This window comes from Azohydromonas australica DSM 1124, assembly GCF_000430725.1.
Classification (GTDB): domain Bacteria; phylum Pseudomonadota; class Gammaproteobacteria; order Burkholderiales; family Burkholderiaceae_C; genus Azohydromonas; species Azohydromonas australica.
Genome location: NZ_KE387211.1, coordinates 65,606 through 91,561, shown reverse-complemented (window position 1 = coordinate 91,561; position 25,956 = coordinate 65,606). Strand labels below are relative to the sequence as shown.

Sequence of the window (25,956 nt, the reverse complement as noted above, 5' to 3'; positions counted from 1 at the left end):
TCGGTGCCCACCTCGCGCGCCACGCGCGTGACCTCGGCGGAGAAGTCGCTGAGCTGCTCCACCATGGTGTTGATGGTCTTGGCCGCGCGCAGGAACTCGCCCTCCAGCGGCCGGCCGTCCACCTCCAGCGCCATGCTCTTGGAGAGGTCGCCCTGCGCCACCGCGCCGATCACGCGCGCCACTTCGGAGGTGGGGTGCACCAAGTCGTCGATGAGCGCGTTGATGCACTCCACCGAGTCGGCCCAGAAGCCGCGCGAGGCGCGCACCGAGGCGCGCTGGCGCAGCCGGCCCTCGCGGCCCACGCCCTGGCGCAGCCGCGCCAGCTCGCGCGCCATGTGGGCGTTCTGCTCCACCACCTCGTTGAACACGTCGGAGACGCGCCCGGCCACGCCGGTCCAGTTCAGCGGCAGCCGCACCTGCGCGTTGCCGTCGCGCAGCTCGGTGAGCGCGACCAGCAGTGCCGACAGCTCGTCGGCTGGCAAGAGGTTGGGGTCGTCGGCGATCTTCATCGTGCCTTCCTTCACTTCCGTGACGCCGCGCCCCCGGACGCGCTGCACTGGCGCGCCCGTCGGGCGGGGCTAGGTCTTCACGCCCGCCAGGTCCAGCAATCCCTGCAGCGGGATGTGGACCCAGGCCGGCCGGTTGTCCAGCTCGTAGCGCAGCTCGTACAGGGCCTTTTCCAGCTCGTAGAGCGACAGCAGCGCGCTGCCGTCGCCGCCGGCCTCCACCAGCTCTGCCTTGCGCGCCACTTCATCGTAGCCGCGCAGGAATTGCTGCCGCGACGCCTGCTGCCAGTGCCGCGCCATGGGCGCGAGCTGCAGCTGCTCCGCCTCGCTGGTGGCGGCCGAGCGCAGGGCCGACAGCGCGGCGTAGTCGAAGGAGCGCAGCATGCCGGCCACGTCGCGCAGCGGCGAGCGCTTGGCGCGGCGCTCCTCCAGACTGCGCCCGGGCTCGCCCTCGAAGTCGATGATCACGAAGTCGTTCTTCGTCACCAGGACCTGGCCGAGATGGTAGTCGCCGTGGTGGCGCGTCTTCGCCGCCATGGGCGGCAGCGCCGGCGTGGCCAGGTGGCGGTGCAGCCCGGCCTGGTGCTGCAGCAGCGACTGCGCCATCGGCTGCGCCAGGGCCGGCAGCTGCAGCAGCCGCGCCTGCAGCTGCTCCAGGCTGCGCATGAGCTCCTCGCGCACGCGCTGCAGGTCGGCCTGCACGTCGTCCTCGGTCATCGGCTCGGGGTCGAAAGCCATGTTGCCCGTGCGCAACGCGAAGGCCTGGTGCAGCTCGGCCGTGCGCCGCCCCAGCGTCTGCACCCGCTGCTCGAAGGCGGTGTGCGCGTCCTCGCCCTCGGGCTCGCCGCGGCGCATCTCCATGTGGCGGCGCAGGTACTCGGTGCCCAGCGTCCAGCCGTCGCCCTGGTTGGCGACGAAGCCCTGCAGCACCGCCAGCGTCACCGGCGTGCCGTCGGCGGCCACGTACTCCAGCGAGCCCGCCAGCGGCGCGCAGTGCGGGAAGCGCGCCACCTCGGTCAGGAAGCGCGTGACCTCCAGCTCCGGGTTGTGCCCCGGGCGCAGGCGGCGGATGCCCTTGAGCATCAGGTGCTCGCCGATCTGCACCATGGTGTTGCTGCTCTGTGCCTGCGGCCGCCCGATCGGGAGCGTGGGCAGCTCGCCGGTGTCGGCGAAGGCCTTGAGCAGCGGGCTGCCGCGGAAGTTCATGCGGCCGTGGTTCGTGGGCAGCGAGGTGTCGTCGGCCATGGTGGCCAGCACCGAGCGCACGAAGCGCTCGTCGCCGAAGGCGTCGCCCAGCACGCCCAGCTGCGCCTGCTGGCGCACGCGCGCCACGGCGTTGACGGCCAGCAGCCGGGTGCGCTCCTCGTCGCGCTCCTCCCACGACAGCGACAGCGGCACGAAGTAGTGCGTCGCCTCCGGCAGCCCCTGCAGCTCCAGCAGCGGGATCATCCAGGACTCGTCCTCGCGCTGCCACAGCCAGTGGTCCACCAGCGTGGCGCGCGCGATGCGCACGCCCTTGCTGGCGTACCAGCGCTGGCCCTCGATGAAGCGCGGCAGCAGCTCGGTCTCGAACTGGTTGCGCGTGCGCGTGGCCAGCGCCGCGCGCCACGGCCCCACCTGCTCGGGGAACAGGCTCTGCCAGCCGGCGGAGAGCACCAGCACCGGCAGCTCCTCCGAGGGCAGCAGCTCGGTGTGCCACGCCGGTGCCTCGGCGTCCTCGCTGAGCCGGAACCAGTAGAAGCCGTGCGCCGCGATGGTCAGCAGGTAGGGCAGCTCGCCGATGGGCGGGAAGGCGGTGCGACCCATCATCTCCACCGGCACGCGGCCCTTGAAGGCCGCCAGGTCCAGCTCCGCCGGCTGCGCCGTGCGCGCCAGGTTGGCCACGCACAGGATCACGTCGCCTTCGTGCTCGCGCAGGTAGGCCAGCACCTTGCGGTTGCCGGGCTTGAGGAAGCGCAGCGTGCCGCGGCCGAAGGCCTGCGTGGACTGGCGCACCGCCAGCAGCCGGCGCATCCAGTGCAGCAGCGAGGATGGGTCGCGCTGCTGCGACTCCACGTTGACCGCCTGGTAGCCGTAGATGGCGTCCATGATCGGCGGCAGGTACAGCCGCTGCGGGTCGGCGCGGCTGAAGCCGGCGTTGCGGTCCGGGCTCCACTGCATGGGCGTGCGCACGCCGTTGCGGTCGCCGATGTAGACGTTGTCGCCCATGCCCAGCTCGTCGCCGTAGTAGACGATGGGGCTGCCCGGCATCGACATCAGCAGGCTGTTCATCAGCTGGATGCGGTCGATGTCGTTGTCCAGCAGCGTCGCCAGGCGGCGGCGGATGCCCAGGTTGATGCGCGCCTGCTTGTCCGCGGCGTAGGTGTTGTACATGTAGTCGCGCTCGCGGCTGGTGACCATCTCCAGCGTGAGCTCGTCATGGTTGCGCAGGAAAATGACCCACTGGCACGTGGGCGGGATCTCCGGCGTCTGCCCCATGATCTCCACCACCGGGAAGCGGTCCTCCTGCGCGATGGCCATGTACATGCGCGGCATCAGCGGGAAGTGGTAGCAGGCGTGGCACTCGTCGCCGTCGCCGAAGTACTCGCGCACGTCCTCGGGCCACTGGTTGGCCTCGGCCAGCAGGAAGCGCCCGCCGTATTCCGCGTCCAGCGCCGCGCGCAGCCGCTTGATGAGGTCGTGCGTCTCCGGCAGGTTCTCGTTGTTGGTGCCCTCGCGCTCGACCAGGTACGGGATGGCGTCGAGCCGGAAGCCGTCCACGCCCATGTCCAGCCAGAATCGCATCACGTCCAGCACCGCCTCCATCACCAGCGGGTTGTCGAAGTTGAGGTCCGGCTGGTGCGAGAAGAAGCGGTGCCAGAAGTAGGCGTTGGCCACCGGGTCCCAGGTCCAGTTGGAGACCTCGGTGTCGGTGAAGATGATGCGCGTGCCCTGGTACTTCTGGTTGGTGTCGCTCCAGACGTAGAAGTCGCGCTCGGGCGTGCCGGGCGCGGCGCGGCGCGCGCGCTGGAACCACGGGTGCTGGTCGGAGGTGTGGTTGATCACCAGCTCCGTGATCACGCGCAGGCCCCGCTCGTGCGCGGCGTCGAGCATGCGCTGGAAGTCGGCCAGCGTGCCGTAGGAGGGGTGGATGCTCTTGTACTCGGCGATGTCGTAGCCGTCGTCGCGCAGCGGCGAGGGGTAGAAGGGCATCAGCCAGATGGTGTTGACGCCCAGCTCCTTGACGTAGTCCAGCCGCGCCGTGACGCCGTTGAAGTCGCCCACGCCGTCGTCGTTCGAGTCGAAGAAGGCCTTGACGTTGAGCTGGTAGATGACGGCGTCCTTGTACCAGAGGCCGTTTTGCTCGGCCGCGGCCTCCTGCGCCAGCGGTTCGGGAATGGAAAGACGGCGTGCGTCCATGCGGGGTTCAGCCTTCGAAGGTAAAGAAGTCGCGCTCGCTGCGCCGCTGCTGGCGCACCACAAAGATGTGCGCGGGCGCATGGCTGGGATCGAGCTGCACGAAGTTGGGCCCGTTGCGCCAGGTGAAGCGCTGCTGGCTCAGCAGGTCGTGCACGGTGTAGTCGGTGTCGGGCAGGATGCCCAGCGCCTGCAGGTTCACGTCCACGATGCCGGACTGCATGTTGTCGGGGTCGAGGTTAACCACCGTGAGCACCGTGTTGCGCCCGTCCGGCGTGCGCTTGGCATAGGCCAGCATGCGCTCGTTGTCGATGGGCATGAAACGCAGCGAGCGGTTGTCGTGCAGGGCGGGGTTCTCGCGCCGGATGCGGTTGACCAGCCCGATGAACCACTGCAGCGAGTCCTCGCGCTCCAGCTCCCAGTGGCGCAGCTGGTACTTCTCGGAGTCCAGGTATTCCTCGCTGCCGGGCTTCACCGGGCGGTTCTCCATCAGCTCGTAAGCCGGGCCGTAGATGCCGTAGTTCGAGCACAGCGTGGCGGCCAGCACCAGGCGCTGCATGAACACCGAGCGCGGCGCATGGTGCAGGTGCTCGTTGAGGATGTCGGGCGTGTTGGGCCAGGCGTTGGGCCGGAAGTAGTGGTAGCCGCTGCCGTGCGCCAGCTCGGTGAAGTACTCGATGAGCTCGCTCTTGGTGTTGCGCCAGGTGAAGTAGGTGTAGGACTGGCTGTAGCCCAGCTTGGCCAGGCGGTGCATCACCTTCGGCCGCGTGAAGGCCTCGGCCAGGAAGATCGCTTCCGGGTGATCGCGCTTGATCTCGGCGATGCACCACTCCCAGAACGCGAAGCTCTTGGTGTGCGGGTTGTCCACGCGGAAGATGGTCACGCCGCGCTCGATCCAGAAGTCGAAGATGCTCTTGAGCTCGCGCCACAGCGCCTGCCAGTCCTCGGTCTCGAAGTTGAACGGGTAGATGTCCTGGTACTTCTTGGGCGGGTTCTCGGCGTACTGCACCGTGCCGTCCGGACGCCAGCGGAACCACTGCGGGTGCTCCTTGACGTAAGGATGGTCCGGCGCGCACTGCAGCGCGATGTCCAGCGCGATCTCGATGTCCAGCCGGTTGGCGGCCTGCACCAGCTCGGCGAAGTCGGCTTCCGTGCCCAGCAGCGGGTGGATGCTCTTGTGCCCGCCTTCCTCCGCGCCGATGGCCCAGGGGCTGCCCACGTCGTCGGGCCCGGCGTTGAGCGTGTTGTTCGGGCCCTTGCGCTTCTCGCGCCCGATCGGGTGGATGGGCGGGAAATACAGCACGTCGAAGCCCATCGAGGCCACGTAGGGCAGGCGCTTGATCACGTCCTTGAACGTGCCGTGGCGCCCGGGCTCGTCGGAGGCCGAGCGCGGGAACAGCTCGTACCAGCTGGAGAAGCGCGCCTTGAGGCGGTCGGCGAACAGCGGCCGCTCGGGGAAGCTTTCCGCGAAGCGCTTGTCGGGGTACTCGTCGGCCAGCTCGGTGAGCCGCGCATCCAGCGCCAGCGCCTTGAGGTCCTCGGGGTCGGCCGTGTCGGCTTCCTGGAGCAGCTGCTGCGCCCAGGAGCGCAGCGTCTGCGCGTCGCCGGTGGTGGCGGCCTCGCCGCTTTCCGCACGCGCGGCGGCGCCCTCGATCAGCTCCGCGCCGACCTTGGCGGCGATGCGGATGTCGGCCTCGTCCACGCGGCGGTTGAAGTCGTGGCGCCAGGAGCGCAAGCCATCCACCCAGGCCGTGACGCCGAAGTGGTAGCTGCCGGGCCGGGGGAAGCACACCTGCGCATGCCACTCGTCGTTGTGGCCTTGCGCCATCTCGACCTGGTGCGTGCCGGGCTCGCCCTCGGCGCGCCAGTGCAGCTGCACGCGCAGGCGGTCATGGCCGTCGGTGAAGGCATGCGCCGACAGCGTGAAGGGCTCGCCGGCGATGCACTTGCCGGGGAAGCGCCCGCCGTCGATCTGCGGCACCACCGCGTCCACGATCACGCGCACCCGCCCGTCCTCGGGCGGCGGCAGCGAGGCCTCGCCGGGGCCGGCCGGGGGCCGCAGGGTGTCGCCGGCCGGACTGCCCGCGGGCGCACCCGGCGCGGGGCCGGGCACCAGCGCCAGCGGCGCCACCGCCGCGGCGGCGGCCGCAGCGGCCTGGCCCGCGGCTGCCGCGATCGGCTCCGCCGGTGAGGCCGTCTTGCGCGCTCGCGTCTTCTTCGCGGGCGGCGGTGCGCCCGCGCTCAGCTCGCCGGCTGAAAGCGGCGCCGCCGCGGTCGTGGCGGCCGTCTTGCGCGGCGCGCTGCTGCGCTTGCGCGCGGGTCGGACCTCGGCCTCAGCCTCAGCCTCGGGATTCGGGGACTTGGAGGGTGTTTTCGCCATAACTCTCGTGCCGCAGAACCAGGACCGCCAGAGGCGGCAGCACGACGCGGATCGAATGCAGCTGGCCGTGCGCGGGCAGCGGCGAGGATTCGATGCGTCCGAAATTGCCCCAACCCGAGCCGCCGTAGACCTGGGCATCGGTGTTGAGGAGCTCGCGCCAGACGCCGCGCGCCGGCACGCCCAGCAGCACGTTCTCGCGCGGCACGGGCGTGAAGTTGCAGGCCACCAGCAGCGGCTTGGCGTCGCGCCGCGCCGGGCGGCGCAGGAAGGCCAGCAGCGTGCGCTCGGCGTCCTGCGCCTCCAGCCACTGGAAGCCTTCCCAGCTGAAGTCCAGCTCGTGCAGCGCGGGCTCGTTGCGCAGCAGCGCGTTGAGGTCGGACACCAGGCGCTGCAGCCCGGCGTGCTGGGGCTGCTGCGTCAGGCCCCAGTCCAGCTCTCCCTCGTGCGTCCACTCGCGCCACTGGCCGAACTCGCCGCCCATGAACAGCAGCTTCTTGCCCGGGTGCGTCCACATCCATCCCAGCAGCACGCGCAGGTTGGCGAAGCGCTGCCAGTCGTCGCCGGACATCTTGTTGATCAGCGAGCCCTTGCCGTACACCACCTCGTCGTGCGAGAGCGGCAGCACGAAGTTCTCGCTGAAGGCGTACATGAGCGAGAAGCTCAGCCGCCCCAGGTGGTAGCGCCGGTGCACCGGGTCTTCCTGCATGAAGGCCAGGGTGTCGTGCATCCAGCCCATGTTCCATTTCATGCCGAAGCCCAGGCCGCCCATGGAGGTCGGGCGCGAGACCATGGGCCAGGCGGTGGACTCCTCGGCGATGGTCTGCACGTCGGGGAACTGGCGGTACACCGCCTCGTTGAGCCGGCGCAGGAAGGCGATGGCCTCCAGGTTCTCGTGGCCGCCGTGGACGTTGGGAATCCACTCGCCGTCGCGGCGCGCGTAGTCCAGGTACAGCATCGAGGCCACCGCGTCCACGCGGATCGCGTCGATGTGGTAGCGGTCGAGCCAGAACAGGGCCGAGCTGATCAGGAAGCTGCTGACCTCGCCGCGGCCGTAGTTGAAGATGCTGGAGTTCCACTCGGGGTGGAAGCCCTGGCGCGGGTCGGCATGCTCGTAGAGGTGCGTGCCGTCGAAGTACTGCAGCCCGTGCGCGTCGGTGGGAAAGTGCGAGGGCACCCAGTCCAGGATCACGCCGATGCCGTGCTCGTGCAGGTGGTCCACGAAGTACATGAAGTCCTGCGGCGAGCCGTAGCGGGCCGTGGGCGCGAAGTAGCCCGTGGTCTGGTAGCCCCAGGAGCCGTAGAAGGGATGCTCGGTGATGGGCATCAGCTCCACGTGCGTGAAGCCCAGCTGCTGCACGTACTCGGCCATCGCGCGGGCCAGCTCGCGCCAGCCCATGGGCGCGCCGTCCGGGCGGCGCCAGGAGCCCACGTGCACCTCGTAGACGGAGATGGGCGCGTCGAGCGCGTTGCGCTGCGCGCGCTGCTGCATCCAGGCCTGGTCGCGCCACTCGTAGTCCAGCCGCGTGATGCGCGAGGAGGTGGCCGGCGGCAGCTCGGTCTGCAGCGCCATCGGGTCGGCCTTGTCGATGACGTAGCCGCCGTGCCCGACGATGCGGTACTTGTAGCGCTGCCCGGGCTGCGCGATGCCCACGCTCACGTGCCACACGCCGCCGTCGTCGTCCTGCGCCATCGGGTCGGCCTCGGGGTTCCAGCCGTTCCAGTCGCCGATGACGCTCACGTGCTGCGCGTTGGGCGCCCACACCGCGAAGTGCACGACGCCCTGCTCGTCCAGCCGTGCGCCCAGGTGCTCGTACAGCCTGGCGTGCGTGCCCTCGCGGAAGAGGTAGCGGTCCTGCTCACCCCACATGGCGCGAGGCTCCCGGTGCGTTTTTGCGGCCATTCGTTCCACCGCGGGCGGTGGCGAGCAAGATGCACCAAGTGTCGTGCTGCGGTGCGGCATACGGCGGGGGCGAGTAGGGCGGCATGCGGAACGTCCTTGCGCTCGATAGGGCCCCGCCGTATCGCAATGCGTGTGCCCACGCCGGGCTGGAGGTGTTACCAGACGCTCGTGTCAGGCCCGGGAAAAGCACGAGGCTTGCCCGGCTGGCCGCACTCCCGGCCTGTCATGGCGCCCGCAGCCCGCGACAGGTCCGGGCCGCGCGACGCACACGCGCGGCCCAGGGCGCGGGCATTGAGATCGAGAACGGCAGCCTTCAGTCCGCTGCGCGGCGTCGCCGGGCCACGGCGCCGACCACGCCCAGCCCCGCCAGCATCAATGCCCAGGTCTGGGCCTCGGGCACGGGGCTGAGCAGCAGGCTGAACATGCGGCGTGGATCGTCGAGCGACTCGGCGATGGCGAGGATCTGGCCGCGGTCGTTGATCTTGGTCGCCTCCACCACGTTCCACAGCGCGGCGTCCTCGGTGCGCAGCAGCCCGTTGAGGTCGAGCATGGTGCCGTTGCGGTACAGGAATCCCGCATCGAGGCCGCTGTTCTCGCGCGAATGCCCGACCACCCAGCCGCGCTCGTTGATGTCGTTGGCGCTTCCGCCCTGCAAGGTGCTCAGCGAGCCCAGGTTCGTGATCTGGCCGTTGCTGTAGAGGAAGGGGGCGAAGGACGCCGAGCCTGGCACCAGCGTGGAGGTGCCGACGATCTGCCCGCGGTCGTTGATACCGTGGGCGATGGAGTCCGTGCCGCCCAGCGTCGGCAGCCAGGTGGCGACGCCGTCGCGGGCCACGAAAGCCGCCGCGCTGGAGGTGACGGGGCCCGGCACCCGCTCGTAGCCGACCACCACGCCCTGCGCGTTGATGTCGGCGACCTCGCCCTCGAAGCGCTGCCCTTGCCGCAGCAGGGCGTGGCTGGCCTGCCCGTCGAAATAGAAGGGCTGGTAGTTGGCGATGCCCGCCGCCTGCCCGAGGTTGTTGATCGCCATGCCCCGGGTGCCGGTCTCGCCCGCGGTGTTGGGACCCAGGGCGCCGCTGATGTCGCCGAGCTGCCCGTTGCGATAGAGGAAGGCGTAGCCGGGGTCGCCCGGCGTCGAGGAGCCGCCCCAGCCGGTGACGGCACCGTGGTCGTTGATGCCTATCCCCCCATGGACGTCGAGGCCGGGGATGTCCAGCAGCCGCAGGCGGCCGTCGCGGAACACGTAGGTGCTGATGCCGCGCTGGCTGTAGTTGTAGCGGTAGCCGACCACCTCGCCGCGGTTGTTGAGGTCCGCGGCCGAGGTGCCGCCGCGGGAATCGACCACCTCGGCCCGGTATTGCGGGACGGCCCGTGCGACGGGCGGCATCAGGGCCGCGGTCGCGACGAGGGCCAGGAAAACGGCTCGATACTGCATGCGCGCCTCCGTGGGGAGCGTGGGCCGCGCCAGGATGGACGGGGCCACGCGCCACGTTCATATCCGCAGCACCCAGGCCAAGTCGGCAACGCGCGGTATGCGTTGCAACGGAGGTTCAGCCCGCCGTCACCGTGGCGCCGCCGCCTGCTCCACCAGCCACTCCCGTAGCGCCGCCACCGCCGGCCGCGCGGCGATGCGCTGCGGCGTGACCAGGGCGTAGGAGAAGGGCGCCGCCACTGCCAGCGGGAAAGGTGCCGCCAGCGCCCCGGCCGCGAGCTGCGGCGCGACCAGCTCCCGCGCCCCCAGTGCCACGCCCTGGCCGGCCTGGGCCGCGCCGATGGCCAGTACCGCGTTGGCGAAGCGCCGCTGGCGCCGCGTGCCGTCGGGCCCGCGCACGCCCGCGGCCTGCAGCCATTGCGGCCAGCCAAAGCCCAGCGGCCCGCCGGCGCCGGCCAGCGTCTCGTCGTGGATCAGCGTGCAGCCGGCGAGGTCCGCCGGCTCGTGCAGCGCCTGCGCCAGCGCCGGCGTGCACACCGGCAGGTAGTGCGGCATGAAGAGTGTGTCCACGCGCCAGCCGGGGTGGCTGCCCGCGCCGAAGACGATGGCCAGGTGGTGCACGGCATCGTCCGAGCGCGCGCGCAGCCGCTCCAGCGCCGAGGCCTCGCCACCGTGCTCCACCGCGTCCAGCCCGCTGGACAGGCGCAGCTCGATGCCCGGATGGCGGCGGCAGAAGTCGTCCAGCCGCGGAACCAGCCAGTGGCTGGCGAAGGAGGGCGGCGCGGCCAGGTCCAGCGTGGCCGTGGCGCCCGTGGCGCGCACCCGCTCCACCGCTGCCGCCAGCGTGCCGAAGGCGTCGGTGACGCCGGGCAGCAGCGCGGCGCCCGCGTCGGTCAGGCGCAGCGCGCGCGTGAGGCGCTGGAACAGCGGCGCGCCCAGCGCCTCCTCCAGCGCCTTGATCTGCTGGCTCACCGCTGCCGGCGTCACGTGCAGCTCCTGCGCCGCCTTGGTGAAGCTCAGGTGGCGGGCGGCGGCTTCGAAGGTGCGCAGCAGGTGCAGGGGCGGCAGTCGGGCGGGCAAGGTCATGGATAAGTATTGCTTAAGCGTCGCCTCACCAAAGCTCGTTTGTGGCCGCCGCCGCCGTTACCTAGAGTCACACCGGCCGCCCCATCAACCTTTTCCGAGCCCCTGAGAGACCGCCGCACCATGAGCGACCCAAGCCGCGTCCTGAATTCCACCCTTCGCCAGCGCCTGATGTCCGCGCAGGAGGCGGCGGCGCTGATCCGGCCCGGCGACAACGTGGGCATGAGCGGCTTCACCGGTTCGGGCCATCCCAAGGCCGTGCCGCAGGCGCTGGCGCAGCGCATCGCGCAGGCGCACCGCGACGGCGAGCCCTTCAAGGTCGGCGTGTGGACCGGCGCCTCCACCGCGCCCGAGCTCGACGCCGCGCTGGCGCAGGTGGACGGCATCGAGCTGCGGCTGCCCTACCAGTCCGACCCCGTGTGCCGCGAGCGCATCAACGCCGGCCGCATGGAGTACCTGGACATCCACCTCTCGCACGTGGCGCAGTTCGTGTGGTCCGGCTTCCTGGGCCACCTGGACGTCGCGGTGGTGGAGGTGGCGGGCATCCTGGAGGACGGCCGCCTCATTCCCGCCGCCTCGATCGGCAACAACAAGACCTGGCTGGACCAGGCCGACCGCATCATCCTGGAGGTCAACGGCACGCTGCTGCCGGGCCTGGAGGGCATGCACGACATCTACTACGGCACGCACCTGCCGCCGCAGCGGCTGCCCATCCCGCTCGTCAAGCCCGACGACCGCATCGGCGAGCCCTATTTCCGCTGCGACCCGGCCAAGGTGGTGGCGGTGGTCGAGACCCACGCGCGCGACCGCGACACCAAGTTCACGCCGCCCGACGAGAGCTCGCGCCGCATTGCCGGCCACATCATCGAGTTCCTGCAGCACGAGGTGAAGAAGGGCCGGCTGCCGCGCGAGCTGCTGCCGCTGCAGTCGGGCGTGGGCAACATCGCCAACGCCGTGATGGCCGGGCTGCAGGACGCGCCCTTCGAGAACCTCACGGCCTACACCGAGGTGCTGCAGGACGGGATGCTGGCGCTGCTCCGCAGCGGCAAGCTGCGCTCGGCCTCGGCCACCGCGCTGTCGCTGGGCGCCGAGGCGCTGGCCGAGTTTCAGCGCGACATCGACTTCTACCGCAGCCGCATCGTGCTGCGCCCGCAGGAGATCTCAAACCACCCGGAGATCGTGCGCCGCCTGGGCGTGATCGCCATGAACGGGATGATCGAGGCCGACATCTACGGCAACGTCAACTCCACGCACGTGCACGGCACGCGGATCATGAACGGCATCGGCGGCTCGGGCGACTTCGCGCGCAACGCCTGGCTGTCCATCTTCATGACGCCCTCCACGGCCAAGAACGGCGCCATCTCCTGCATCGTGCCCATGGCCTCGCACGTGGACCACACCGAGCACGACGTGCAGGTCATCGTCACCGAGCAGGGCCTGGCCGACCTGCGAGGGCTCTCGCCCAAGCAGCGCGCGCAGCTGGTCATCGAGAACTGCGCGCATCCCGAGTTCAAGCCGCTGCTGCGCGACTACGTGCGCCGCGCGCTGGAATCCGGCAGCGGCCGCCACACGCCGCACCTGCTGCGCGAAGCCTTCGACTGGCACCTGCAGGCGCAGGCCGGCCAGCGCATGGGGAGCGCCTGAGGGCGCATTCCGCTTCCCCCTCCACGGCAGCCCGTTAGATTCGGCGCTCCTGTCCCTCGCGGGCCTGATCCGGCCGCGGCGCATGCCGCGCGCGGCCGGGCGGCCCGCCCTTGCGCGTTCTGAACCGGGAATGAAGCTCGCATGATCGTCCGCCCCCGTCCGAGCTGGGTCGGACTGCTGTTCGCCCGCCGCGGCTCGCTGATGCCGCGCATCGCCGGCCAGCTGGCCTTCGTCTATGCGCTGTCCATCGCGGTCGTGGCCGCGCACGGGACGCTCTTCCACTGGAAGGTCACGCTCACTGCCGCGCCGTTCTCGCTCATGGGCGTGTCGCTGGCGATCTTCCTGGGCTTTCGCATCAACGCCAGCTACGACCGCTACTGGGAGGCGCGCAAGCTCTGGGGCGGGGTGCTGGTCGAGACGCGCAACCTCGCGCGCCACGCGCTCACGCTGGTGCAGCCGCCCGTGGCCTCGGTGCCCTCCGCGCCGCGCCCGACCGACGCCGCCGCCGCGCCGGCGGTGGACGCCGACGTGCGCGCCTTCGTGCTGGCGCTGGCGGGCTTCGCGGCCTCGATGCGCAACCAGTTGCGCGCGCAGCCGGCCGACAGCGGGCTGGCCGCGCTGCTGCCCGAGGAGCTGCTGCAGCGCCTGCCCGGGCTGCGCCACGCGCCGCAGGCGGTGGGGCTGTGGCTGGGGCAGCGCCTGCGCGAGTGGCGCGCGCAGGGCCGGCTCGACGCCATGCTCGCGCTGCCCATGGAGGAGTCGCTGGACCGGCTCATGGGCCTGCTGGGCGGCTGCGAGCGCATCGCCAACACGCCGCTGCCCTTCACCTACTCGGTGATCCTGCACCGCAGCGCCTACTGCTACTGCTTCCTGCTGCCTTTCGGGCTGGTGGACAGCATCGGCTGGATGACGCCGCTGGTGGTGGGCTTCGTCTCCTACACCTTCTTCGCGCTGGAGTCGCTGAGCGACGAGATCGAGGAGCCCTTCGGCACGCAGCCCAACGACTTGGCGCTGGACGCGATGGTGGTGGGCATCGAGTCCAGCCTGCGCGAGCTGCTGGGCGAGACGCCGCCGGCGCTGCTGCGGCCGGACGACCAGTACCTGCTGCGCTGAGCGACGCGCCGCCGCGGTCCCGTTCCGGGCACCGGCCTTGCCGCATCCTGGGCCAACCAAGGACCCCAAGGACAGCAGACATGGCCACCACCCGGAACGAATCCAGCAACGACACCGGCGCGCCCGAGCGCCACCCGGCCGGCGAAGCGGAAGTCGGCGCGCTCAACCCCGTGTCGCCCGACGCGGTGTCGCCCGAGGAGCGCAGCGACGACGGCGGCCCCGTCGTCGGTGGCGGCACGCGCGACACCGGCGCCGGCACGGTGGGCGGGCGCGACTCCAGTGGCCCCGGCGGACGCGAGCCGCTGCGCCGTCCCGGCGTGGACGAGGTGCGCGGCGGAGCAGGGAATACGAGCGACTGAGAAACCGGCCTGCCCGCCACAAGACTGCTTGCCCCAGCCCTCGCGCTTGGCGATGATGGCGTGAATATTTAACGGGCTGTAGCAGGTTCAAACGACCTGACACAGGTAGCACCGGTCCGCGAGGCCGGTGTCCGTGAGGGGACCGGCGGCCGCTGGAGCGACGGCGCCGGGGAGACGCAAGCGTCACTGAGGGAGAAGGGCATGAACTTCAGGATTTCGGCCACGCTGGCCTCGCTCGCGCTGCTGGGCGCCGTCACGGCGGCAGTAGGGGCGCCGGGCACGCCAGGGGATCACGCCTCCGCCGCCGGCGAGTACGAGAACCTGGCCGAGGCCGCCACGGCCAAGCGGCGGGAGGCGGAAGGGCTCGCCGCCAGCGGCCCCTGCAAGAGCGCGGACCAGTGCGCCGTGCTGCGCTTCGAGAGCCTGGGGCAGTGCACCGGCGTCTCGCACAAGACGTATTCGCTGGTCTCGGCCACGGCCAAGGCGGCCCGGGCCGCGGCGGCGGACTACAACGTGCTGGCGCAGCAGGTGCACGCCACGGTGGCGGCCGGGGCCACGGCCTCGTGCACGCCCTCCGGCGGGCTGTGGCGGCTCGAATGCGTCGCGCAGAAGTGCGTGCACACGGAGCAGGGGCTGTGGCCGCAGGAAGAGGGCAAGAAACGGAAGTAGGCCGCCCTGCGACACGCGCCACCCCCAGGCCCGGACGGTGGTATTCCAGCGCCGGGCCTGTGGAACCTCACTCTGGATCGTCCTCCTCGCTCAGCCACTTCTCCGCCAGGGCGTGGCGCAGGATGTCGGTGCGGGTGCGCAGCTGCAGCTTGTCCAGCGCGCCGGCCTTGTAGAACTCCACCGTCTTCACGCTGATGCCCAGCTGCGTGGCGACTTCCTTGTTGCTCTTGCCCCAGGCGATGAGACGCAGCACCTGCTCCTCGCGCTCGCTCAGCGCCGGGCGCTTGCGCCCGCCCGTCTCCTGGCCGGGCTGGCGGATCATGCGCGCCACCAGCGCCCCGGCCATGCTCGGGTCCACGTAGGTGCCGCCGCCGGCCACGGTGCGGATCGCGCCGATCAGCGCGTCGCCCGCGGCGCGCTTGACCACGTAGCCCGCCGCGCCCGCGCGCAGCATGCGGCGCAGGTAGCCCTGGTCCGCGTGGCGCGTGAGCGCCAGCACGTGCACCTCCGGGCAGCTCTCGTGGATCTGCTCCGCGGCCTCGGCGCCGCCCACGTCGGGCATCGACACGTCCAGCACCGCCACGTCGGGCTTCAGGCGCTGCGCCATCTGCACCGCCTCGCGGCCGCTGCGCGCCTGCGCCACCACCTCCATGTCGGGCTGCGTGGACACCAGCATCGCCAGGCCCTCGCGCAGCACCGCGTGGTCGTCCGCCAGCAGGACGCGCCAGCGATGATTTCCGCCTTCCACCACATGCATGTTCAGCTCTCCTCAGGTTGCAGCGGGACACTCAAGTACACCGTGGTGCCCCGTCCCGGTTCGGATTCCAGGTCCAGCCGTCCGCCGGCCAGGCGGGCCCGCTCGGCCATGCCGCGCAGTCCCAGCCGCCGTCCGGGCGCGGCCGGCGCCTGGCGTTCACAGGCATCGATGCCACGGCCGTCATCTTCGACGATGGCGCGCAGTTCGCCCTCGTGCAGCTCCACGATCAGTCCCACGCGCGAGGCCTGGGCGTGCTTGCGGATGTTGTTCAGCGCTTCCTGCACCACGCGGTACACGGTGGTCTCCAGCGCCTGCGCGAAGCGCTGCCCGCGCAGCCCGCGGGTGTGGATGTCCACCGCCACGCCGCTGTCCTCGGCCCAGGCGCCGGCCAGCTCGCGCAGCGCGTCGTTCAGGCCCAGGTCGTCCAGCACCGAGGGGCGCAGCTCGTAGGACAGCCGGTCCACGTCCTCGTCCAGGTGGCGCGTCACCTCGCGCAGCTGGCCCAGGCGCTCGCGCAGCGCCTCGGGCAGCGACGGGTCTTCCTGCACCGCGCGCAGGCCCAGCGTCAGCGCCGTGAGGTGCTGGCCCAGCGAGTCGTGCAGCTCGCGCGCGATGCGCTTGCGCTCGTCCTCCTCGGTGCTCACGAGCTGGCCCAGCAGCTCGCGCACCTGGCCCTCGGTGGCGCGGCGCTCCGTGACCTCGTTGGCCAGCAGCGAATTGGCCAGCGCCAGCGCGGCGGTGCGCTCCTGCACACGCTGCTCCAGCTCGTCGCGCGCCTGGCGCAGCGCCTCCTCGGCTTCCTTGCGCTCGGTGATGTCGGCCAGCGTGCCCACCATGCGCAGCGGCTTGCCTCTGATGTCGCACACGCTTCGCGCGTGGTTGACCACCCAGCGCACGCGTCCGTCGGGCCGCACCAGCCGGTACTCGGCGTGGAAGCCCTCGCCGCGGCGCGCGGCTTCCTCGGCGGCCCAGATCACCTCCACGTCCTGCGGATGCACCAGGCGGCGCCAGCAGTCGACGTCGTCGTCGAGCTGCGCGCGCGTGAGGCCGGTGAGCTGCAGCACTTCGTCGGAGTACCACAGCCGCCCGGTAGCGAAGGTCCACTCCCACAGCCCCAGCTGCGCGGCGCCCAGCGCCAGCTCCAGCCGCTCGCGGCTCTGCGCCAGTGCCTGCTCGGCGCGGCGGCGCGCGTCGATGTCCATGACCACCGCCAGCGTGCGCCAGGGCTGGCCCTGCGCGTCGAGCAGCAGGTTCACCGTCATCAGCGCCCAGCGCGCCGAGCCGTCGGCGTGCAGGTAGCGCTTCTCCATGCGCAGCTCGGACAGCTTGCCGTTCACCAGGCGCTGGAAGCGGTCCCAGCTCGATTCGCGGTCCAGCGGGTGGGTGAAATCCAGGAAGCTGCGGCCCTCCAGCTCCGCGGGCTCGCGGCCGAGCATGGCGGCCAGCCCGCGGTTGACGCGCAGCTGCCGCCCGGTGGAGGGCTCGCCCAGCGACAGGCCGATGCCCTGGACCTCGAACAGCCGGCGCAGCGCGGCCCGCTCGGTGCCGCTTTCTTCCGACTTGGACAGCGCGTCCGTGCTCATGCCGGGGTCCTCACGCTGCCAGGCTTTGCGTGTGCGTCGCCATGGTCACCGGCATGCTCAGCCACACGAGGCTGCGCCCGGCCACGTGGGGTGTGGGCGGCGCAAACGCCCCGGCGGCGCCGATGAAGGGCGCGGAACCGGGTATCGGCTCCAGCAGGCCCAGGCTTTCCAGGGGTGGGGCGAGGGGACAGGTGGAGAGGCATGAGGTGGGCATCCCGGTCCAGGTACTTGCGGGCATCCCTTGTGCCCGGAGCGCGCTTCACTTCTCGCGACGGGGCATCACCTCGCGCAGCGTGTGGAGCAGCTTGTCCAGCGTCACGGGCTTGCGCAGGTGTGCCGCGAAGCCCGCGGCCACGGCGCGGCGCGCGTCGCCGGGGCGACCCACGCCGGTGAGGGCGACCACGGGCACGGCCTTGAGCCCGGGGCGCTCGCGCAATGCCTGCAGCAGCTGCAGCCCGTCCATGCCGGGCAGCGCCGTGTCGGTGATGACGAAGTCCGGCGCCTCCTGCTCGGCCAGCGCCAGCGCCTGCGCCGCGGAGGTGGTGGTGCGCACCTGGGCGCCTTCCATCTCCAGCAGCTGGTGCAGCAGCTCCAGCGCCTGGTCATCGGCGTCCACCACCAGCGCGCGGCGTCCCGTGAGCTCGCCGCGGGCGTGGGCGTCGTCGCCTGCGGGCAGCGGCGCATGCCCGGCCAGGGGCAGGCGCACCGTGAAGCAGGCGCCCTGGTCCAGCCCGGCCGACTCGGCCTGCAGCTGGCCGCCATGGCCCTGCACCAGGCTGCGCACCAGCGCCAGCCCGATGCCCAGCCCGCCCTTGCGCCGCGCGGCCGGCTCGGCCTGCTTGAACATGTCGAACACGTGCGGCAGCGCCTGCGCCGCGATGCCGCGCCCGGTGTCGCGCACCTGCAGCTCGGCGTGGCCGTCGAGCAGGCGCAGCGCCACGTCCACGCGCCCGCCCGAGGGGGTGAACTTCAGCGCGTTGCTCAGCAGGTTCCACACCACCTGCTCCATGCGCACCGGGTCGGCGTCCAGCACCACCGGCGCTTCGGGCAGCGACACGGCCAGCGCCACCTGGCGCGTGGCCGCCTCCTCCTGCATCGCCCCGGCGATGGTGTGCACCGTGGCGCTCCAGTCCATGGCCGCGCGGTGCAGCGCGAGCTTGCCGGTGTGCAGCCGCGAGAGGTCCAGCAGGTCGTCGATGATCTGCGCCTGGCTGCGCACGGTGCGCTGGATGGTCTCCGCCGCGCGCGTGACCACCGGCAGCGCGCGCGCCTCGGGCACGCGCAGCAGCAGCTCGGCGCTGAGCTGGATCAGGTTCAGCGGGTTCTTGAGCTCGTGCGAGAGCACGGCCAGGAACTCGTTCTTGACCTCGTTGGCCGCCACCGCCTCGGCCCGGCCCGCCGCGGTGCGCTGCAGCAGCACCTCGCGCTCGGCCTCGGCGCGCTTGCTGCCGGTGAGGTCGCGGGCGATCTTGCCGTAGCCGTGCAGCCGGCCGCCCTCGTACAGCGGCGTGGTGACGCCGCTGCACCAGAAGCGGCTGCCGTCCTTGCACAGGTGCCAGCGCTCGTCCTCGCTGCGTCCGGTCTCTCGCGCCTGCGCACGCTCCTGCCCGGGCGCGCCGGCAGCCACGTCCTCGGGCGTGAACACCATGTCCAGCGACTGCCCCAGCGCCTCGTCCTCGCTCCAGCCGAACAGCCGCTCGGCGCCGGGGTTCCAGGTCGTGATGCGGCTGTCCAGGTCGCAGGTCACGATGGCGTAGTCCTGGGTGCTCTCGGCCAGCAGCCGCATCGTCTCCTCGGCCCGGCGCCGGCTGGTGATGTCCACGAAGGTCAGCACCGCGCCCTCGATGCGGTCCTCGCTGGTGCGGTAGGGCAGCACGCGCGCGAGGTACCAGTTGCCCTCCTGGGTGCGCACCTCGCGCTCGATCATGCGCAGCGACTGGAAGGCCTCGGCCGCGTCCTCGGCCAGCGTGGGGTAGTCCAGCCGGTGCGTGATGTCCAGCAGCGAGCGGCCCACGTCGGTGGGAATGAGGTTGAAGAGCCGGGTGGCGTGCGGCGTGAAGCGCTTGATGCTCATCGCCCGGTCCACGAACACGGTGGCGATATCGGTGGAGGCGATGAGGTTCTGCAGGTCGTCGTTGATCTTGCCCGTCTCCTCCACCTTGGTCTTGAGCTCGTGGTTGACGGTGATGAGCTCCTCGTTGATCGACTGCAGCTCCTCCTTGCTGGTCTCCAGCTCCTCGGTGGCGGAGCGCAGCTCCTCGTTGATGGCCTGCAGCTCCTCGTTGCTGGCCTTGAGCTCCTCGTTGGAGGTCTCGGACTGCTCGATGGTGCCCTGCAGCTGCTCCTTGACGCGGCGCAGCTCCTCCTCCAGCCGCGCCACCAGCGGGTCGCGGCCCTGGGCGTCGGCGCCGTGCGCCTCGCCGGCCATGGCGTCCTCGACCTCGTCGAACAGCACCATGGACAGGTTCACCCCCGCGCCGGCCTCCTGCACCGGGCGCACCGTCATGGTCACGAAGCGGTCGTGCCCCTCGCCGCCGACGTGCACGCGCCGCGCCTCCACGCTCTTGCCCGTGCGCGCCGCCTGGAAGAGGGCGGTGCGCAGCTCCAGCCGCAGCTCCGGCTGCACCAGGTTGAGCAGCTGGTGCGTGGGCGCGCCGCCGCCGTAGCGCAGGAAGCGCCCGGCCTGCTCGGACAGGTGCACGATGTTGCCGTCGCCGTCGATGAGCACCGAGGGCGGTGCGTACTGCCCGGCCAGCCGGTGGTGCAGCTCCGCGAAGCCCACGCCGCGCTTCCCGGGACGCACCCCGCCCGGCGTGGCCACGGTGCCGGCCGGGCCCAGGGTGGGCAGCGAGGGCACGTAGCGCGGCGTGCGCGTGACGGGGTTGGCGCGGAAGATCCGGTTCTTCTTGTCCACCACCGAGAACAGCTGCGAGGCGGTGTCGGCCGACTCCGAGCTGCCCAGCACCAGGATGCCGCCGGGCTTGAGCGCGAAATGGAACAACTCCAGGATCTCGCCGTGCACGTCGCGGTCCAGGTAGATGAGCAGGTTGCGGCAGCTGATGAGGTCCAGCCGCGAGAAGGGCGCGCCACCCAGGACGCTGTGCACGGCGAACATCACCTTCTCGCGCACCTCCTTGCGGATGCGGTACTGCTGCCCCTCCTTGTCGAAGAAGCGCTGCAGCCGCGTGGGCGGGACGTCGGTCTCGATCGCCCCGGGATAGCAGCCCAGCCGCGCCACGCCGATGGCGGCCTCGTCGATGTCGGTGGCGAAGACCTGGATCTTGGGCGGCTGCGCCACCAGCCCCGCCTGCTCGCACAGCAGCATGGCGAGGGAGTAGGCCTCCTCGCCCGTGGCGCAGCCCGCCACCCAGGCGCGCAGCCCCGCGGGTGATTGCGCCGCCTGCTCCACCAGCTCGGGCACCACGTCGCGCTGCAGCAGCTCGAAGACCTCGGGGTCGCGGAAGAAGTTCGTCACGCCGATGAGCAGGTCCTTGAGCAGCGCCGAGGCTTCCTGGGGGTTGGCCTGCAGGAAGGCGCGGTAGGCCGGCAGGTCGGGCACGGCGTGCACCTGCAGGCGCCGCTCCAGCCGGCGCAGCACCGTGGCGCGCTTGTAGTTGCGGAAGTCATGGCCGGTGCGCGTGCGCAGCAGGACCAGCACGTCGCGCAGCGACTCCTCGGCGTCCTTGGCGGCCGCGGCGCTGGGCGGCGCGGACACGCGCAGGCCGAGCTCCACCGCGCCGGGCAGCTCGATGGTGCGGGCGTTGGCCCACAGCTCCAGCAGCTTCCCGGGCATCTCGCCCGCGGGCAGCACCCAGTCCACCGTGCCGGTGGCGATGGCCGCGCGCGGCATGCCGTCGAACTCGGCCTCCTGCGGCAGCTGCGCCAGCGCCACGCCGCCTTCCTCCTTGATGCGCGTGATGCCCACCGAGCCGTCGGCGCCGGTGCCCGAGAGCACCACCGCGAAGGCGCGCTCGCGGTGCACCACGGCCAGGGTGCGGAAGAACAGGTCGATCGTCACCTGGCGCCCGCGTGCGCGCTCCAGCGTGTTGACGCTGAGGTAGCTGTCGTTCATCGCCAGCATGCGGTTGGGCGCGATGACGTAGACCGTGTTGCGCTCGATGGGCGTGGCCTCCTCGGGCACGACCACGTTCATCGCGGTGACGCCCTGCAGCACGCCGGCGAGGTTGCTCGCGTGCTGGGGCGAGAGGTGCAGCACCACCACGAAGGCCATGCCGCAGTCCGCCGGCATGGCCATGAAGAAGCTCTGCAGCGCCGGAATGCCGCCGGCCGAGGCGCCGATGCCCACCACCGGGAAGTCCAGCCGGCTGGGCTTGAGCTTGTCTTCGCGCAAGGTGGGCAGGGACGGTGTCGAGCTCATGGGTCCATCGGTAGCTGAGCCAACGATTCTCCCCTCTTGGCGAGGCCACAACCAAATCGGCACCGGGCGCACGGATTGCCGCGCTTCGCGGCACCTTCACACCGGAGCTGCCATGGCCCGACGCGACATCGTGCTGATCGGCGCCAGCGCCGGCGGCGTGCGTGCCTTGCGGGTCGTGGCGGCGGCCTTGCCGGCAGACTTCGCGGCGGCGGTGTGCGTGGTGCTGCACGTGGGTGCGTTCAGAAGCAACCTGCCCGAGCTGCTGGAGGCGGTGGGGCCGCTGCCCGCTGCGCATGCCCGCGACGGCGAGCCGCTGCGGCACGGGCGCATCCTCGTCGCCCCGCCCGACCACCACCTGCTGCTGGAAGAAGACGCGAGCGTGCAGCTGACGCGCGGCCCCAAGGAGCACCACACCCGCCCGGCGGTGGACCCGCTGTTCCGCTCCGCGGCGCTCGGCCTCGGCCCGCGCGTCATCGGCGTGCTGCTCACCGGCGGCCTTGACGACGGCACCGCCGGGCTGCAGGCCATCAAGGAGTGCGGCGGCCTGGCCGTGGTGCAGGACCCGGCCGACGCCGAGGACCCGGGCATGCCCGGCGCGGCCCTGCAGTCGGTGGCGGTGGACCATTGCGTGCCGCTGGAAGGCATCGCGCCCTTGCTGGTGGAACTGGTGCGGCAGGCGGCACCGGCCATGGCCGTCGATACGCCCCCGCACCAGGTGCACGAGCACCTGGCCGGACTGGGCGGTGAGAACGCCATGGACGAGCTGGAGCAGGTGGCCGCGCCCTCCACGCTGGCGTGCCCGGACTGCAAGGGCACGCTGTGGGAGATCCGCGGCGCCAACCCGCCGCGCTACCGCTGCCACACCGGGCACGGCTTCTCGCTGCGCACACTGGCCGCGGTGCAGCAGGAAACCACCGAGAACGCGCTGTGGTCGGCCGTGCGCGCGCTGCAGGAAAAGGAAGTGCTGCTGCGCAGGATCGCCGAGCTCGACCGCAGCGCCGGCGACGAGGCCCATGCGGTGCGGGCCGAAACCGAGGCCGAGCAGTTGCGCGCGCAAGCCGAGACCTTGCGTGCGCTGGTGGAGCAGGGCTGAAGGCCAGATTGCGGGTTATTCCCGCTTGACTTCCATGCTGGTTGTTGAGGCGCACTTGATGCGCCACAAAGGCGCGGCGTGGCGCATGCCAACAATGGGCGCATCGCGTTCAACAAGGAGATGTGCATGGAAGCCCTGGCCAATCGACGGCCCGCGCGGCCCGCGGTGCCGCCGTTCGATCTGACGGCGTCGCTGGACCGCACGCACCGCGAGGTGGCGGTGCAGCTGGAGCGGCTGTACGAGCTGCTCAACCGCATCGAGGCGGAGGGCGCGGATGCCCAGACGCGGGCACAGGCCGAGGCGATCTGCGCCTTCTTCGGCGGCCAGGCGCGCGCGCATCACGAGGACGAGGAAGAGCAGGTGTTTCCGCTGCTGCTGGCCCAGGGCGACGCGGCGCTGGTGCAGCAGGTCAAGCGGCTGCAGCAGGACCACGGCTGGCTGGAGGAGGACTGGCTGGAGCTGGGCCCGCAGCTCAGCGCGCTGGCCGCGGGCTACACCGGCTACGACCTGGAGCTGCTGCGCCAGGGCTTCATCGTGTTCGCCGACCTGTACATGGAGCACATCGCGCTGGAAGAGGGCCAGGTGTTCCCGGCCGCGCGCCCGCTGCTGGCGGCGCGGCAGCCGGTGGCGGCCTGAGGCCGCACCTCACTGCAGCGGCGCGCTGACCCGCAGCTCCCCGCGCTCGAAGAACGAGCGCAGGTTCTCCAGCACCAGGTCGGCCATGGCCTGGCGCGTCTCGATCGTGCCGCTGGCCACGTGGGGCGTGAGCACCACGTTGTCCAGCGACAGCAGCACGTCGGGCACCCGGGGCTCGTCGGCGAACACGTCCAGCCCGGCGCCGGCGATGCGGCGCTCCTGCAGCGCCTGCACCAGCGCCGGCTCGTCCACCAGCGAGCCGCGCGCGATGTTGACCAGGAAGCCCTTGGGCCCCAGCGCGTCCAGCACCTCGGCCGAGATCAGGCCCTGGCTGCCGGGGCCGCCCGCCGCGGCCACCACCAGGAAGTCCGCCCAGCGCGCCAGCGCCAGCAGGCCGGGCTCGTGGCCGTAGGGCACGTCGGCAATCACGTTGCGGTCGTGGTAGCGGATCTCCATGTCGAAGCCGGAGGCCCGCCGGGCGATCGTGCGGCCGATGCGGCCCATGCCCACCAGCCCCAGCCGCTTGCCGCTGACGCGCGTGGCCAGCGGGAACTTCTCCTTCAGCCAGTCGCCGCGGCGCACGAAGCGGTCGGCCTCGGCGGCGCGCCGCGCCACGTCCAGCAGCAGCGTGAAGGCGATGTCGGCCACGCAGTCGTTGAGCACGTTGGGCGTGTAGCCCACGGGCACGCCGCGGCGCGCGGCGGCGGTCAGGTCGATCCTGTCCAGCCCGACGCCGAAGCTCGACACCACGCGCAGCGCCGGCAGCGCCTGCAGCGTGGCGGCGTCGATGCCCACCGGCGCGGAGGTCACCGCGGCGGCGAACTCGCGGCCGTGCGCCGCCAGGAAGGCGCGCGGGTCGGGCTGCTGCGCCAGCAGCGTTACCTCGTAATCGGCGGCCAGCCGGGCTTCCAGGGTGGGCAGCAGGCGGCCGAGCTGCAGCACGCGGGGTTTCACGGCGCTCATGGGGTCCTCGTCATTCGGGCTGGATGCCGGCGCTGCTGGCCACCTTGGCCCAGCGCGCCATCTCGGACTGGATGAAGTCGCTGAACTGCTGCGGCGTGCCGCCGGCGGGCTCGATGCCGGCCGCGGCCAGCTTCTCGCGCACGTCGGGCGCGGCCAGCGCCTTGTTGACCTCGGCGTTGAGCTTGGCGATCACGTCCTTGGGCGTGCCCGCGGGCGCCAGCAGGCCGCCCCAGGTGCTGGTCTCGTAGCCCTTGAGCCCGGCCTCGGCCATGGTCGGCAGCTCCGGGAACAGGCCGGAGCGCTTGGGCGTGGTCACGGCCAGCGCGCGCACCTTGCCGCCCTTGACCTGCGGCGCTACGGCGGCGACGGTGTCGAACATCAGCGCCGTGCGGCCGGCAATCAGGTCCGGGTGCGCGGCGGTGCTGCCCTTGTAGGGCACGTGCGCGATGTCCACGCCGGCCATGCTCTTGAACAGCTCGGCCGACATGTGCGGCGCGCCGCCGTTGCCGCTGGAGGCGTAGCTCGCCTGGCCCGGGTGGCCCTTGAGGTAGCTCACCAGCTCCGTGACGTTCCTGGCCGGGATGTCCTTGTTCACCACCAGCATCAGCGGCACCACGTGCGTCTGTGCCACGGGCTCGAAGCTCTTGACGGTGTCGAAGGGCAGCTTCTTGTAGAGGCTGGGGTTGATGGCGTGGCTGCTGGCCACCAGCGCCAGCGTGTGGCCGTCGGGCGCCGCCTTGGCCACGAAGTCCGAGCCCAGCATGCCGGCGGCGCCGCCCTTGTTCTCGATGGTCACCGGCTGGCCCCAGGCCGCGGTGAAGCGCGCGCCGATGAGCCGCGCCGCGAGGTCGATGGCCCCGCCCGGCGAGGCCGGCACGACGATGGTGATGGGCTTGCTGGGGAACGTCTGCGCGGCCTGCTGGGCCTGCGCGCCGGCGGCCAGGGCGAGCACGCCCATGGCGACCACGCCGCGCAGCGTGGTGCTGATCTGCTTCATGGGGAGTCCTTCGCGGTGGGGTGGGGCGCTTACTCGACCGTGATCTTGCGGTCCTGGATGATCTGGGCGTAGCGCTTGCGGTCGTCGTCGATGAGCTTGGCGAAGGACGCGGGCGTGCCGGCCGCGGGGATCGCGCCCAGCTCGGAGAACTTCTTCTTCACGTCCTCCTGCGCCATCACCGCGCGCACGTCGGCGGCGACCTTGTCCGTCACGTCCTGCGGCGTGCCCGCGGGCGCGAGCAGGCCGATCCAGGAGATGCTGTTGAAGCCCGGCACGCCGGCTTCGGAGAGCGTGGGCACGTCGCCCAGCGCGGGCACGCGCTTGTCGCTGGTGACGGCCAGCGCGCGCAGCTTGCCGGCCTTGATGTGGCCGCTGGCCTCGAACACCGTCATGAACGAGAGCTGCACGTGGCCGGCGATGAGGTCCGACACCGCCGGGCCGCCGCCGCGGTAGGGCACGTGCACGATGAAGGCGCCGGTGCTGTCCTTGAACATCTCGGCCGCCAGGTGCGGGCCGCCGCCGGCGCCGGAGCTGCTGTAGCTCAGCTGCCCGGGCTTGGACTTGGCGTAGGCGATGAAGTCCTTGACCGTCTTGGCCGGCACGCCCGGGTTGACCATCATCGCCAGCGGCAGCTCCGCCACCAGCGTGATGGGCGCGAAGGCCTTGTTGGCGTCGTAGGGCAGCTTCTTGTAGAGCGACGGGTTGATGGACTGCGTGCCGACGTTGCCCATGAGCAGCGTGTAGCCGTCGGACTTGGCCTTGGCGACCAGGTCCGCGCCGATCTGGCCGGCGGCGCCGCCCTTGTTCTCCACCACCACCGTCTGGCCCCAGCGGCGGGTCAGCTGCTCGGCCAGGATGCGCGCGCCGGTGTCGGTGCCGCCACCGGGCGGGAAGGGCACCACGAGGGTCACGGGCCGGCTGGGATAGGCGCCGGACTGCGCCGCTGCGGGCAGGGCCGCGGCCAGCAGCGTCGTCGCCGCGGCCAGCAGCGGAAGCGCGGGCGCGAGCACGCGCACGGAATAGGGCTTGAACATCTTGTCTCCTGCGTGGACTCGGGATGGGGAGTC

At 71.6% G+C, this 25,956-nt stretch carries 17 protein-coding genes and 3 pseudogenes; 6 read left to right on the top strand and 14 right to left on the bottom strand.

The window, feature by feature from the left end; genetic code table 11:
- From H537_RS54670 to H537_RS0132880, 7 genes and pseudogenes are all read right to left on the bottom strand, one after another.
- Positions 1-509: pseudogene (locus H537_RS54670) on the bottom strand (hybrid sensor histidine kinase/response regulator); the annotation flags it as partial.
- A 69-nt stretch (positions 510-578) separates the two neighbouring features.
- A complete protein-coding gene (gene treS / locus H537_RS0132900; RefSeq protein WP_051244001.1) occupies positions 579-3,905 on the bottom strand; it encodes a maltose alpha-D-glucosyltransferase in 3,327 nt (1,108 codons plus the stop codon).
- 7 nt (positions 3,906-3,912) lie between these two features.
- Positions 3,913-6,282 carry an alpha-1,4-glucan--maltose-1-phosphate maltosyltransferase gene (locus H537_RS0132895; RefSeq protein WP_084151128.1) on the bottom strand — a complete coding sequence of 790 codons (2,370 nt, stop codon included), beginning with the start codon at positions 6,280-6,282 and terminating at the stop codon, positions 3,913-3,915.
- The gene (gene glgB / locus H537_RS46860; protein WP_051243998.1) at positions 6,242-8,149 is read right to left on the bottom strand and encodes a 1,4-alpha-glucan branching protein GlgB; all 1,908 of its coding nucleotides are present in this window, start codon (positions 8,147-8,149) and stop codon (positions 6,242-6,244) included. The genes H537_RS0132895 and glgB overlap by 41 nt, the downstream gene beginning before the upstream one ends.
- Positions 8,150-8,495: 346 nt before the next feature.
- Positions 8,496-8,588, bottom strand: a pseudogene (locus H537_RS56935) (PEPxxWA-CTERM sorting domain-containing protein); the annotation flags it as partial.
- A gap of 51 nt (positions 8,589-8,639) precedes the next feature.
- Positions 8,640-9,212 (bottom strand): annotated as a pseudogene (locus H537_RS56930) (DUF3466 family protein); the annotation flags it as partial.
- Positions 9,213-9,743: 531 nt separating this feature from the next.
- The gene (locus H537_RS0132880) at positions 9,744-10,700 is read right to left on the bottom strand and encodes a LysR substrate-binding domain-containing protein (RefSeq protein WP_043461100.1); all 957 of its coding nucleotides are present in this window, start codon (positions 10,698-10,700) and stop codon (positions 9,744-9,746) included.
- Between the two features lie 120 nt (positions 10,701-10,820).
- On the opposite strand from H537_RS0132880, the gene scpC reads away from it, so the two are divergent.
- The 4 genes from scpC to H537_RS0132860 all read left to right on the top strand — a co-directional run bounded on the left by scpC (position 10,821) and on the right by H537_RS0132860 (position 14,482).
- Positions 10,821-12,341: a succinyl-CoA:acetate CoA-transferase ScpC gene (scpC, locus tag H537_RS0132875; protein ID WP_029001281.1), complete on the top strand. Its 1,521-nt coding sequence runs from the start codon at positions 10,821-10,823 to the stop codon at positions 12,339-12,341.
- A gap of 141 nt (positions 12,342-12,482) precedes the next feature.
- Positions 12,483-13,454, top strand: coding sequence for a bestrophin family protein (locus tag H537_RS0132870; protein WP_029001280.1), 972 nt, complete (start codon positions 12,483-12,485; stop codon positions 13,452-13,454).
- A gap of 80 nt (positions 13,455-13,534) precedes the next feature.
- A complete protein-coding gene (locus H537_RS0132865; RefSeq protein WP_029001279.1) occupies positions 13,535-13,813 on the top strand; it encodes a hypothetical protein in 279 nt (92 codons plus the stop codon).
- Between the two features lie 201 nt (positions 13,814-14,014).
- Positions 14,015-14,482, top strand: a complete 468-nt coding sequence (locus H537_RS0132860; RefSeq protein ID WP_029001278.1) for a hypothetical protein — start codon at positions 14,015-14,017, stop codon at positions 14,480-14,482.
- Between the two features lie 67 nt (positions 14,483-14,549).
- Here H537_RS0132860 and H537_RS0132855 read toward each other — a convergent pair whose 3' ends face one another.
- The 4 genes from H537_RS0132855 to H537_RS0132840 are packed head-to-tail and all read right to left on the bottom strand — an operon-like array spanning position 14,550 to position 21,200.
- Complete coding sequence (locus H537_RS0132855; protein ID WP_029001277.1) at positions 14,550-15,239, bottom strand: response regulator transcription factor; 690 nt, start codon at positions 15,237-15,239, stop codon at positions 14,550-14,552.
- 2 nt (positions 15,240-15,241) lie between these two features.
- On the bottom strand, positions 15,242-16,822 hold the full coding sequence (locus H537_RS46850; protein WP_051243995.1) for a sensor histidine kinase: 1,581 nt from the start codon (positions 16,820-16,822) through the stop codon (positions 15,242-15,244).
- A gap of 10 nt (positions 16,823-16,832) precedes the next feature.
- The gene (locus H537_RS0132845) at positions 16,833-17,036 is read right to left on the bottom strand and encodes a hypothetical protein (protein ID WP_029001276.1); all 204 of its coding nucleotides are present in this window, start codon (positions 17,034-17,036) and stop codon (positions 16,833-16,835) included.
- Positions 17,037-17,081: 45 nt separating this feature from the next.
- Entirely contained in the window at positions 17,082-21,200 is a 4,119-nt protein-coding gene (locus H537_RS0132840; protein WP_043461097.1) for a chemotaxis protein CheB, read from the bottom strand.
- Positions 21,201-21,312: 112 nt separating this feature from the next.
- Between H537_RS0132840 and H537_RS0132835 the strand changes: the two genes are divergently transcribed.
- Together H537_RS0132835 and H537_RS0132830 are read left to right on the top strand one after the other, a co-directional pair.
- Complete coding sequence (locus H537_RS0132835) at positions 21,313-22,293, top strand: chemotaxis protein CheB (protein WP_029001274.1); 981 nt, start codon at positions 21,313-21,315, stop codon at positions 22,291-22,293.
- A 126-nt stretch (positions 22,294-22,419) separates the two neighbouring features.
- The gene (locus tag H537_RS0132830) at positions 22,420-22,929 is read left to right on the top strand and encodes a hemerythrin domain-containing protein (protein ID WP_238446897.1); all 510 of its coding nucleotides are present in this window, start codon (positions 22,420-22,422) and stop codon (positions 22,927-22,929) included.
- A gap of 9 nt (positions 22,930-22,938) precedes the next feature.
- Here the strand turns inward: H537_RS0132830 and H537_RS0132825 are convergent, their stop codons facing one another.
- From H537_RS0132825 to H537_RS0132815, 3 genes are read right to left on the bottom strand one after another with little or no spacing between them, the layout of a single operon-like run.
- The gene (locus H537_RS0132825) at positions 22,939-23,892 is read right to left on the bottom strand and encodes a 2-hydroxyacid dehydrogenase (RefSeq protein WP_029001272.1); all 954 of its coding nucleotides are present in this window, start codon (positions 23,890-23,892) and stop codon (positions 22,939-22,941) included.
- Positions 23,893-23,902: 10 nt separating this feature from the next.
- Positions 23,903-24,889: a tripartite tricarboxylate transporter substrate binding protein gene (locus H537_RS0132820; RefSeq protein ID WP_029001271.1), complete on the bottom strand. Its 987-nt coding sequence runs from the start codon at positions 24,887-24,889 to the stop codon at positions 23,903-23,905.
- A gap of 29 nt (positions 24,890-24,918) precedes the next feature.
- Positions 24,919-25,923, bottom strand: a complete 1,005-nt coding sequence (locus H537_RS0132815) for a Bug family tripartite tricarboxylate transporter substrate binding protein (RefSeq protein ID WP_029001270.1) — start codon at positions 25,921-25,923, stop codon at positions 24,919-24,921.
- Positions 25,924-25,956: the final 33 nt, after the last annotated feature.

Coding starts and splice junctions, on each gene's coding strand:
- H537_RS0132870 (WP_029001280.1), top strand. CDS start 12,483: ATGATCGTCCGCCCCCGTCCGAGCTGGGTCGGACTGCTGTTCGCCCGC.
- scpC (WP_029001281.1), top strand. CDS start 10,821: ATGAGCGACCCAAGCCGCGTCCTGAATTCCACCCTTCGCCAGCGCCTG.
- H537_RS0132855 (WP_029001277.1), bottom strand. CDS start 15,239: ATGCATGTGGTGGAAGGCGGAAATCATCGCTGGCGCGTCCTGCTGGCG.
- H537_RS0132825 (WP_029001272.1), bottom strand. CDS start 23,892: ATGAGCGCCGTGAAACCCCGCGTGCTGCAGCTCGGCCGCCTGCTGCCC.
- H537_RS46850 (WP_051243995.1), bottom strand. CDS start 16,822: ATGAGCACGGACGCGCTGTCCAAGTCGGAAGAAAGCGGCACCGAGCGG.
- H537_RS0132845 (WP_029001276.1), bottom strand. CDS start 17,036: ATGCCCACCTCATGCCTCTCCACCTGTCCCCTCGCCCCACCCCTGGAA.
- H537_RS0132820 (WP_029001271.1), bottom strand. CDS start 24,889: ATGAAGCAGATCAGCACCACGCTGCGCGGCGTGGTCGCCATGGGCGTG.
- glgB (WP_051243998.1), bottom strand. CDS start 8,149: ATGTGGGGTGAGCAGGACCGCTACCTCTTCCGCGAGGGCACGCACGCC.
- H537_RS0132860 (WP_029001278.1), top strand. CDS start 14,015: ATGAACTTCAGGATTTCGGCCACGCTGGCCTCGCTCGCGCTGCTGGGC.
- H537_RS0132880 (WP_043461100.1), bottom strand. CDS start 10,700: ATGACCTTGCCCGCCCGACTGCCGCCCCTGCACCTGCTGCGCACCTTC.
- H537_RS0132830 (WP_238446897.1), top strand. CDS start 22,420: ATGGAAGCCCTGGCCAATCGACGGCCCGCGCGGCCCGCGGTGCCGCCG.
- H537_RS0132895 (WP_084151128.1), bottom strand. CDS start 6,282: ATGGCGAAAACACCCTCCAAGTCCCCGAATCCCGAGGCTGAGGCTGAG.
- H537_RS0132865 (WP_029001279.1), top strand. CDS start 13,535: ATGGCCACCACCCGGAACGAATCCAGCAACGACACCGGCGCGCCCGAG.
- H537_RS0132835 (WP_029001274.1), top strand. CDS start 21,313: ATGGCCCGACGCGACATCGTGCTGATCGGCGCCAGCGCCGGCGGCGTG.
- treS (WP_051244001.1), bottom strand. CDS start 3,905: ATGGACGCACGCCGTCTTTCCATTCCCGAACCGCTGGCGCAGGAGGCC.
- H537_RS0132815 (WP_029001270.1), bottom strand. CDS start 25,923: ATGTTCAAGCCCTATTCCGTGCGCGTGCTCGCGCCCGCGCTTCCGCTG.
- H537_RS0132840 (WP_043461097.1), bottom strand. CDS start 21,200: ATGAGCTCGACACCGTCCCTGCCCACCTTGCGCGAAGACAAGCTCAAG.